The sequence below is a fragment of the Pseudanabaena biceps PCC 7429 genome (assembly GCF_000332215.1).
In the GTDB taxonomy this organism is placed as follows: Bacteria; Cyanobacteriota; Cyanobacteriia; order Pseudanabaenales; family Pseudanabaenaceae; genus Pseudanabaena; species Pseudanabaena biceps.
The window spans coordinates 1-10093 of the sequence record NZ_ALWB01000202.1 but is presented as its reverse complement, the minus strand read 5'-3'; the positions used below and the strand labels follow the sequence as shown (position 1 = coordinate 10093).

Sequence of the window (10093 nt, the reverse complement as noted above, 5' to 3'; positions counted from 1 at the left end):
CAAGAATAAATTGGCGGCGCTTCGCGCCGCCAATTTATTCTTGGGGTTACGTTCTTTTATGAGCTAGCTAAAACTTGTTTTGCGGTTTGAATTTGATCGCTGCTAAAACCTGCTTCATTAAGAAAATTTAAAAATTCAGGATTACGATATCTCGCGTCAACGCCGATCGCCTCGCGAAAAATTTTGCGGGCGTTAGGTAGATCTCCTGATGCCCATTTCGCGATCGCCTGAGCGACAAAGGGATGGGGATTATTGGGTTCAAGTTCGATCGCTTTTTGAGCATAGGCGATCGCCAGATCGTATTGCTTGAGACGTTGATAAGCCAAGCTGAGGTTGTAATGGGCGATCTCATTATCAGTTTTGAGGATGGCTGCCCAGCTATGCAGAACCACCGATTGAGGCAAGTCCCCACGGACTAGATATACAATGCCGATCGCATTAAAGGCTTGTAGCGAGGATGGGGATCGATAAATCGCCTCCCATAGGGATGCTGCCGCCGCCTCATCTTTTTTGGCAAGATGCTGCGTCCAACCCAGAATAATCCGACCATCAATATTTTGGGGATCGAGGGCGATGGATTTCTCTAAAGCCGCGATCGCTTCCTCAAATCGTTCTTGTTTGCGGTAAGCAAGCCCCTGTTGGCGATACTCATCCGCTGCTTGTTTATCGGCTTGGTTTGCTTTACGAGCCTGCGATGAATTTGACGGTTTAGAACTAGCAGCGATCGCAGGAAATACAAACATGAGGCTCGTTGCAAGCATCATGACAAGCATCATTAAGTTTGACAAGCTGAAAATTGTGGGCAAGCGTTTCAAAGCAATTTTCCTATCGATAATGCAAAAGGCTCGCTTTGCGAGCCTTTTGCATTTTATTTTATTTGCTTGCCGTAAACTGACGATAGGCTCTGGAAACTAATTTGTCATCCAAAAAAGTAACATTCATATTCATCTCGCCACTCGACCAACTAACGATCACAGCGCGATCGCCAACATTGTGATCGATCCCCAAAGGCTTACCTTCACTGCCTAAAATACTCGCCACTTGGTCGTAACTCATTCCTCGACCGAGGCAGATATAGTTTTTCAAGGAGATGGCAGGATTGCCACAACGATATTGAACGTTGGTAATATTGGTGTCATGGTGCTGTTTGGGCATCAGGGCAAGGTTAATGGATGGACCCGATAAGACTTCAGTTAGCCAATATAGAGCAATTAGCATCACGCCAAGGATCAGCACATCCTCAATTACAGCGCGAACTAAATTGCGTTGATGGCGACGTTTGATTTGCTGGGCTTTTTCCTTTGTCCAAGTTTCCCAAGGGAAGGTATCAACCCACTGGATTGTGTCGTTAAACTTGGCGATCGCGCTAGTGCCAATGGCTGCCAAAGCTCCTTTGGGATCGCGAATTGTGAGGCGACTAGCGGTGCGGGCAGCTTGGATCGTTTTGGGACTAACTAACCAGCCACGGAAACGGCGCACCAAATTACCAGCTTTAAATTTACCCCTAGCCAGAGGACTACTTTGAGCGTTACGCGATGGTTGACGAGAATCGCGGACAAGTGCATTTGATGGCAAAGGCTTGGGGGCAGCAATAAATGGAATATCCCGTCCCTGTGCTAATAATGGAACTGCTTCCCCAATGACATAAAATTCCCATTCAATGCGCCGCACGCCAACGAGTTGGAGTCGATTAAAGTATCGATCAATATTTTGAGTAAATTCATTGAGGCGATCGCGATTAGCGTCAGAAGTAATCAGAGTAAAAGCAATGGATAGAACTTGCTGCTCAAACTTCAGCTCCGTTTGCTCAGCAGCTACTAGATCCATATAGTCGGAAGCAAGACTGGTCAAAACATGCTGCAATTTCTGCCAAGCTTGTCTGTCTTCAAGATTTAATCGCACTGCTTTCATGATTTATCCTCATCATTGACCCTAATTAGGTCTCATCATCTTAGGTAACTATGGGAACAGTTACGCTGTTTGTAACAAGCTCGATATTACCCAAACCCAACAAGTTTTTTAACAACCTCAGCAAATATGGTTGTATAGCAACGCAAGAGATAGCTAGGACAAATCAAAACCCAAAAGATGATTGGCGACGCTTAGCGTCGCCAATCATCTTTTGGGTTTTATACCAATTCCCAAAATGGCAACGCCATTTTGGGAATCTCAAAACCTTACTGGGTTTGCTTTTTAATTCATTGAAGTGTTGGCTCACTTCAGTGAATTGGTATTATAAGTAGCTGGACGCAATTAAATATAAAATCCAAAAAGCTGTAGCGCAAGCGCAGCTTGCGCTACAGCTTTTGATTCTGGGTTTTAATTATGCCCAGCCACTTAGCTAAGAACTCCTAATGCTGGTGGGTAAATCAGGGAATGCTTCGGCTACAGCCTGATAAACAATACGACCATTCTGGATATTCAGCCCTTGCGCTAGAGTGCGATCGCGTCCAAGGGCTTCCAATCCAAAATCAGCCAAAGCACAGGCGTAAGGAAGCGTCGCATTGACTAAAGCCTGCGTTGCCGTCCAAGGTACTGCTCCTGGCATATTTGGTACGCCATAATGTAATATCCCTGCTTCTTCATACACTGGAACTGTATGGGAAGTGGGATGTACAGTCTCAATACATCCGCCTTGATCAACCGCCACATCAACAATGACCGAATGCGATCGCATTCTTTGGACAAGTTCTCTTTTGACCAATGTAGGAGCGCGTTTACCCGCAACTAATACTGCGCCAATGACGAGATCTGCCGATGTAACCGCTTCAGCAATATTACTCGCCGTACTGTATAACAACTGTACCCGCGAGCCAAAGAGAGCTTCCAATTCTCCGAGGCGTTGAAGATTGACATCTAAAATGGTTACTCTTGCCCCCAAACCGATCGCCATTCTGGCGGCTTCCGTACCAACTACACCACCACCAAGGACAACTACATGCCCCGATCTCACCCCAGGAATGCCGCCAAGTAAAACCCCACTCCCTCCCTGTTGCTTGGTGAGGTAATGAGCCCCAAACTGCACCGATAATCGTCCTGCAATGATACTCATCGGTACTAATAAAGGCAACTGTCCGTTATCTAGCTGTACTGTTTCATAGGCGATACATGTCGAGCCAGACTGGATTAATGCTTCGGTTAATTGGCGATCGGCGGCGAGATGGAGATAAGTAAAGAGAATTAACTGGGAATGAAGTAGGGCATATTCGCTGGGCAAGGGCTCCTTCACCTTGATCACCATTTCTTGGGAGTACACATCCTCTGGTGCGTTAACAATTTTCCCCCCTGCTTGGATATATTCATCATTGCTAAACCCCGAACCAACTCCTGCGTTAGTCTCGATCATCACTTGATGCGATCGCGCGGTTAATGCTGCAACTCCCGCAGGGGTCATGCCTACCCGAAATTCCCGATCCTTGATTTCTTTCGGTATGCCGATCTTCACGGTTGATTCTCCTGAAAATACCTGAAAATAATAGCTTAAGTTTCCTTAAAGGTGTCCTTTAAGACAGTACGAGCGGCTAGCTGACTTCGGGTAGAAGATAAAATCTCCGCTTCCCGTCTTAGCCTTGCGGCTGTGTCACAGGTTTCTAACAAGGACTGTTGTTCGAGGCTGGCTCCTTGAAAGTTACTGGCTACCCAGTAGGACAATTCGATCGGACCACGGGGGATCTTGGGTAGCTCGATTTCTTGATCAGTGAGCTTCTGGGATAGACGAATAACGTCATTGAGCAGTTCACGGACTTCCGTTGCTAACAGAAATGGGGCATCGTTGCTAGGCTCGTCTTCAATCCATTCAACTAAGCCCACTCGATAGGGAGTTTCGCGCACATATTCCAGCACGCGAAATCGTTGTTGACCCATGGTTAAAATCTTAAATCGATCATCGGGTAGGCGATGGTACTGCACGATTTGAGCGACACAGCCGATATTGGCAGGCTTACCCGTCTCCGAGTCCCACATTAGTACTCCAAACATGCGATCGCTCTCCAGTACCGTATTGATCATCATGCGATAGCGATACTCAAAAATGTGAAGTGGCAGCGACTGTCCCGGAAATAGTACCAACTCAGGTAAGGGGAACAGAGGTAATTCGCGAACTGAAATCGATGATGAAGTCATTGTTGCTAAACTGGGCACTAGTTAAGACGCTCTCACTAGTTTAGCTTGAGTTTTATAGCGATCGTTAAGTAAATTCAAAGCTCAAGATGGCAAACTCAAGCAGAGAAGGTTTGCCATCTTGTCCCCACAAGAGAAGCGACAGCTATTACAAACCAAAACCTGTAAAGTTGCGCCCCTACGGGGCGCAACTTTACAGGTTTTGGTAATTTATTTTATCAATAGCTTTGATTTTGGGAATGAGCCGAGAAAAATCAAAATTTCAAAGCAATTCCCTTGGATTTTCTTCATCGCGGATACGATAGCGAAACCTTGCCTGCTGAATGCAAGGACGCATCTGTTCGTATAGTTCTCTGACATCAATTGGTAAGCGATCCAATATTACCTTTGGTGCGGATAGATCGCGAGTTACTAAAAGTATGTTGCCCGTGCCCATAATGCGCTGATTTAAGGGCTTCTCTAAATGAATATCGTCGATCTGATAAATTTCTAGGGTTTCAATTTCCTTGGAGAAAATCCCAACTTCGATGACAATGCGCTGCGAAGTAATCAGATATTGCGTATTAATTGATTTCAACCAATACCAAATCGCTGCAAAACCTAGGGTAAAAATGGCAACAAGTAACCTCGTCACACTACCGATAACCGCAGGATGACCTTTAAAGAGAATACGCTCATCGGGTAAAGGTACTTTTGACATAGAAAAATTGCCAGTTAAGTGCTTATCGAGTGCTTGCTGTAGTAGATTTTACCGTGACTTGAGTCTTATCCAAATCAAAAATTAGAGGCAGCGACAAGCGCTTTCTTCCTAAAGTTAATAAGTAACTCAACACAATTAATCCAGAGCTAAAACCTACGGTGCACGCGCAGCGTGCGCCGCAGGTTTTGAGATTCCCAAAATGGCAACGCCATTTTGGGAATCTTAAAACCTTACTGGGTTTATTTTTTAATTCACTGAATTGTTGGCTAGAATTGTTGGCTAACTTCAGTAAATTGGTATAAGTAAACTTACGAACTAGAAGAGCGTACTGCCCAAGTAAGGGGTGGTACGCTCTTCTAGTTTTGTTTTTTAATTACGCTTATCTACTTAAAAGCTAAAAGCTAAAAGCTATTTATTTTTCTGGGCCCATACTCGAATTGGCATACCCCAGACATAAATAAAGCCTTCAGCCGCTTTATGGTCGAACTGGTCGGCACTGGTGTAGGTTGCTAAATCTTCGTCGTAAAGGGAGTTAACCGACTGACGACCGACGATGATGGCATTGCCTTTATGGAACTTCACACGGACGATCCCTGACACGCGCTCTTGGCTGCTATCAATAAAGGCATCAAGAGCAGATTTGAGCGGACTATACCAAAGCCCGTTATAGATCATCTTGCCGTAGGTATCTTCAATGCCGCGCTTGTATTGGGCGAGATCGGAAGGTAAAGCTAGACTTTCAAGATCGCGGTGGGCATGGATCAAAACCAACATTGCGGGAGCTTCGTAGATTTCGCGAGACTTGATCCCCACGAGACGATTTTCCACCATGTCAATCCGCCCGACACCATTATTACCAGCGATCGCATTAAGCTGGGTAATTAATTCCACAGGCTCTAGAGCTTTGCCATCGATCGCCACAGGAATACCCTTCTCAAACCCAATTTCGGTATAGGTTGGCTCGTCGGGGGTATCCGCGATCGCCTTGGTCATGGCATAAATTTCTTCGGGGGGCTCGTTCCACGCATTTTCAAGGGGACCAGCTTCGATGCTGCGACCTAGCAAATTGCGATCGATACTAAAGGGTGAAGACTTCTTCACGGGTGAAGCAATCCCAAATCTTTCGCCATAGGCGATCGTTTCTTCCCGACTCATGCCCCACTCGCGTGCAGGAGCTAATACTTTAATATCAGGATTTAATGCAGCGATCGATACATCAAATCTGACTTGGTCATTGCCTTTACCTGTACATCCATGGGCAACCGCATCTGCACCATACTCTTCTGCTGCTTCCACCAAAATTTTGGCGATGAGAGGACGTGCTAGAGCTGTTGTTAAAGGATACCGACTTTCGTAGAGTGCATTTGCCTTAATTGCTGGAAAGGCATAGTCTGTAACAAATTCTTTGGTTACGTCTCTAACCAGTGAGACTGACGCTCCTGAATCTAGAGCCTTTTGCTTGATGGGATCTAATTCATCGCCTTGTCCTAGGTCTGCCGCAAGGGTAATGACTTCTTCAACACCCCATTCTTGCTTGAGATAAGGAATGCAAACAGATGTATCAACGCCGCCCGAATATGCAAGTACGACTTTTTTCGCCCGACCCATGAATCTCTCCTGAACCCATTGCTAAACCTAAAAAAGTAGCCCGGGTACTACGCCTATCTCAAGCATCCCTTAGTGCTGCTGTCTTCCGACCCTGACACGATTCGGGCGTTGCGATCGCATAGATCCGAGCCATCTATAAGATTAGCACTAAGAGGTGAAGTTATGGCAATAGTCAAATAAATTGTTGGCAAATCCACACATTAAAGACCAGAAGGAGGAATATGGCGCTTTGCGCCATATTTCTCCTTCTGAGTAATTTCACCTCAAGAGATCGACTTTAGACCTTTCTAGCTGCTGCCATAGCTCTGCAATCTGTCTGTAAGTAGGCTTCCCGAGATGAAATTTTCCCCCCCGTTTCTAGGCTACTGATGATACTTACACGGTGAGAGAACTCCTGCAAATTAGCATTAAATATCAAGTTCTCAGGCGTGAATTTACCGTAGTAACGCGAACGAGGAAACAGATATTTGGTGATATTGGACATGATTTTCCTCCGTAGATTACAACTCAGAGTGGCTAAAGTGCCTGTAATGGCAAAAATTGAGCCTTACAAAAGCAAATGGCGCAAAATGCAGAATGTATGACATTTTGAGGCAGCTATCAGAATGACTATGGGTATAGATCTATCGGCTAAGTGTGGTTTGTTAACTTAATCTTAACCCAGTTTTTACTTTAATTTATGTATATTATGATTCCCTATTTTGTGATAAGTTCCGACAGATTCAGATTTGTATTATCTACTTTGCTAGGTTTACTAGTAGATTCGATTAGTATGGGATTAGCGATCGCTTTCTGCCAGATTTCCTTATGTCCTTCCCACTAAAGAAATAGATATATAAAACCAAGAAATAACGGTGTGGGGCGAAGCCACGCAATGCTATTTCTTGACTGGGAAGGTAGTAGCAATAATTTGGCAATAATTTGGCGATAATTATTAATAATCTATTAATAATCTTTAGTTATTAGTTATTGATTAGTTATTTATAGGGATTAATTATTTAAGTACCTCAGCATAATTAAGATCCAGAGCTAAAACCTGCGGCGCACGCGCCGCGTACGCCGCAGGTTTTAGGGTTTTATATTTAATTAAGCCCACTTACTTACTCACTTAAACCAAGGTTGTAAGTTTTTAGAGTCTGGAGCATGGCGAGAAATAGATTAGAAGATCGTCTCAAACAAAATATGATGCTATTCAAGCCCGCGATCGTGCTTATGAACCGATTGAAATATCCACAGAAATTTTTTCTGATCAGTTTGCTATTTGTCTTACCGCTTGCTTTGGTGATGAATTTGCTCATGTCAGAGCTAAACAGTCGTGTGGAATTTACCCAAAAAGAAATTTATGGAAATGCTTACCTAAGACCTATTAGCCAACTATGGCAATATATTCCCCAACGGCAATTAATTTTGCAAAATCAGTTTTACAGAAATTCGCAAGGGGCTAGTTTCATAGATCGTTCAGAAGATCGTTCAGATCGCTTAGAAATATCTCAATCGCCACAACGAGAATTGCAGGATCTCCAAAATGCGATCGAGCGAGAGTTTGCCAATTTAGAGAAAGTAGATCGTCGTATTGGAGGCATTATTCAAACTGGCGATAAACTCAAAGATATGGAGACTTTAAGGCAAGATTTGCAGAAATCGACAGGGCTTGCCGAGTTTCGCAACCAAGATTTAGTTCTAGAAAAACTCGATCGCTTGAGAGCTTATGTCGTGGATTTTTCAAATTTAATTCTCGATCCAGATCTAGATACCTTCTATCTAATGGATGCGAGTGCGGTTAAGCTGCCAGAGATGCAAAAGGTCTTAAATAAGATGATGCGGACATATCGGGAGATGACATTTGCAAAAGAAACCGCTAATGAAAAAAAGACCTTGCTGATTTCTTTGTTGGGGTCGCTAGATGAATACAATAACGACTTAACTGCAAATTTAGAACGCGCTTTTAAAAATAATCGTCGCGGCAATCTGCGTAATTCGCTGAGCGGGGCATTGCACGATTTTGTTTCTGGTGTTAATGAGGCGATCGCTAATACCAATCAGATTGTTGATAAGGAAAGCCAGTCTACTTTGGCGGAAGGGGCCTATCAACAAACCATTGAAAATACGCTGAAATATAGCTTTACGCTGTCACAACAAATTTTCGATCGCTTAGATGAATTATTGATGTATCGGATTCAAGCTATTGAGGAGCGCAAACTATTTATTTCGCTCTTTGTGTTGATTATCTTCATGGCGATTGCTTATTTGTTTGTCGGCTTCTATCTATCGGTGATGCGCACCGTTTATCAGTTAGACATTGCTTCTAAGCTGATGACATCGGGAAATGCGGCGGAGATCGAACTAGATAGCAAAGATGAATTATCGATGGTCGTGCGATCTTTCAACAAGGTGGCGATCGCTTTGAGAGAATCTGAGGAAAAATATCGGAGCATTTTTGAAAACTCCGTCGATGGCATTTTTCAAACTAGCCCTGAAGGAAAGTATCTCAGTGTCAATCTAGCCTTGGCGAGAATCTACGGCTATGAATCCGTTGAGCAGATGGTCACGCAATTAGTTGATGTCAATACCCAACTCTATGTTGAGCCCGATCGCCGCCAGCAGTTTCAAGCTCTCATGGATGTAAATGATACGATTACTAACTTTGAGTCGCAGGTATATAGGCGCGATCGCAGTGCGATCTGGATTAGTGAAAATGTGCGCGTCCTACGCGATGAGCATGGCAAAATCCTTTACTACGAGGGGACTGTTGAAGACATTAGTCAGCGTAAATTAGCAGAAATTGCCTTAGAGAAAGCAAATCAACAAATTATTGCGCTGAACGAGCGGCTCAAACAAGAAAATCTACGAATGAGTAGCGAGCTAGAAGTTACGCGCAAACTACAGGAAATGATTCTGCCTAAAGACAAGGAATTAGCAATGGTCATAGGCTTAGATATTGCGGGCTTTATGGAACCTGCGGCGGAAGTCGGTGGCGATTATTATGACGTGCTGCAACAAAATGGGCGGATCAAAATTGGTATTGGCGATGTGACGGGGCATGGACTAGAAAGCGGTATGTTGATGATTATGGTGCAAACTGCGGTACGCACCCTACTCCAAAATGAAGAAGACGATCCAGTCAGATTTTTAGATATTCTCAACCGCACGATTTATGGCAACGTGCAGCGAATGGATTCGGACAAAAATTTAACTCTGTCCCTAATTGATTACGACCAAGGTAAGTTGACGCTAAGCGGTCAGCATGAAGAAATGATCGTGGTGCGTAAGAATGGCTATCTAGAGAGATTTGATACAATTGATTTGGGATTCCCCATTGGGCTAGAAGAAGAAATTGGGAACTTTCTTGCTCACAAGCAAATTCATTTGAATTCTGGAGATGTCGTTGTGTTGTATACCGATGGCATTACCGAGGCGGAAAACGAAGCCCGAAAACTTTATGGTGTCGATCGATTATGTGAAGTGATTTGCCAAAATGTTGATGCTTCGGCGATCGCTATTCGTCAGGCGGTAATTGAGGATTTGCGATCGCATATTGGCAATCAAAAAATCTATGATGACATTACCCTTCTCGTACTCAAACAAAAATAGGTATTCCTAAATAATGTCAGTTCGGGTTAAGCTGGCAAATTTTAAAAGCCCAAAAGTAAAAGCCTTGCTACGCAA

7 protein-coding genes, 1 other RNA gene and 1 pseudogene are annotated in these 10093 nt (G+C 44.0%); 1 reads left to right on the top strand and 8 read right to left on the bottom strand.

The annotated features are described in order from the left end of the window. Window positions 1-56: 56 nt before the first annotated feature. The 8 genes and pseudogenes from PSE7429_RS18185 to PSE7429_RS24640 all read right to left on the bottom strand — a co-directional run bounded on the left by PSE7429_RS18185 (window position 57) and on the right by PSE7429_RS24640 (window position 6911). Window positions 57-764 (bottom strand): tetratricopeptide repeat protein, encoded by a 708-nt coding sequence (locus tag PSE7429_RS18185; protein ID WP_233424386.1) that lies wholly within the window; start codon window positions 762-764, stop codon window positions 57-59. Between the two features lie 109 nt (window positions 765-873). After that, a complete protein-coding gene (locus PSE7429_RS18180) occupies window positions 874-1911 on the bottom strand; it encodes a hypothetical protein (RefSeq protein WP_009628784.1) in 1038 nt (345 codons plus the stop codon). 430 nt (window positions 1912-2341) lie between these two features. Then, window positions 2342-3445 (bottom strand): alanine dehydrogenase, encoded by a 1104-nt coding sequence (gene ald / locus PSE7429_RS18175; RefSeq protein WP_009628783.1) that lies wholly within the window; start codon window positions 3443-3445, stop codon window positions 2342-2344. A 35-nt stretch (window positions 3446-3480) separates the two neighbouring features. Further along, the gene (locus PSE7429_RS18170; RefSeq protein ID WP_009628782.1) at window positions 3481-4122 is read right to left on the bottom strand and encodes an LON peptidase substrate-binding domain-containing protein; all 642 of its coding nucleotides are present in this window, start codon (window positions 4120-4122) and stop codon (window positions 3481-3483) included. A gap of 259 nt (window positions 4123-4381) precedes the next feature. Then, a complete protein-coding gene (locus PSE7429_RS18165; RefSeq protein WP_009628781.1) occupies window positions 4382-4819 on the bottom strand; it encodes a PH domain-containing protein in 438 nt (145 codons plus the stop codon). Window positions 4820-5227: 408 nt separating this feature from the next. Then, window positions 5228-6427, bottom strand: a complete 1200-nt coding sequence (locus tag PSE7429_RS18160) for an argininosuccinate synthase (protein ID WP_009628780.1) — start codon at window positions 6425-6427, stop codon at window positions 5228-5230. A 34-nt stretch (window positions 6428-6461) separates the two neighbouring features. Next, an RNA gene (gene ffs / locus PSE7429_RS24645) (signal recognition particle sRNA small type) lies at window positions 6462-6558 on the bottom strand. A 127-nt stretch (window positions 6559-6685) separates the two neighbouring features. Next, a pseudogene (locus tag PSE7429_RS24640) lies at window positions 6686-6911 on the bottom strand (DUF7219 family protein). 659 nt (window positions 6912-7570) lie between these two features. On the opposite strand from PSE7429_RS24640, the gene PSE7429_RS18155 reads away from it, so the two are divergent. Further along, complete coding sequence (locus tag PSE7429_RS18155) at window positions 7571-10018, top strand: SpoIIE family protein phosphatase (RefSeq protein WP_009628778.1); 2448 nt, start codon at window positions 7571-7573, stop codon at window positions 10016-10018. The last annotated feature ends 75 nt before the right edge of the window (window positions 10019-10093 follow it).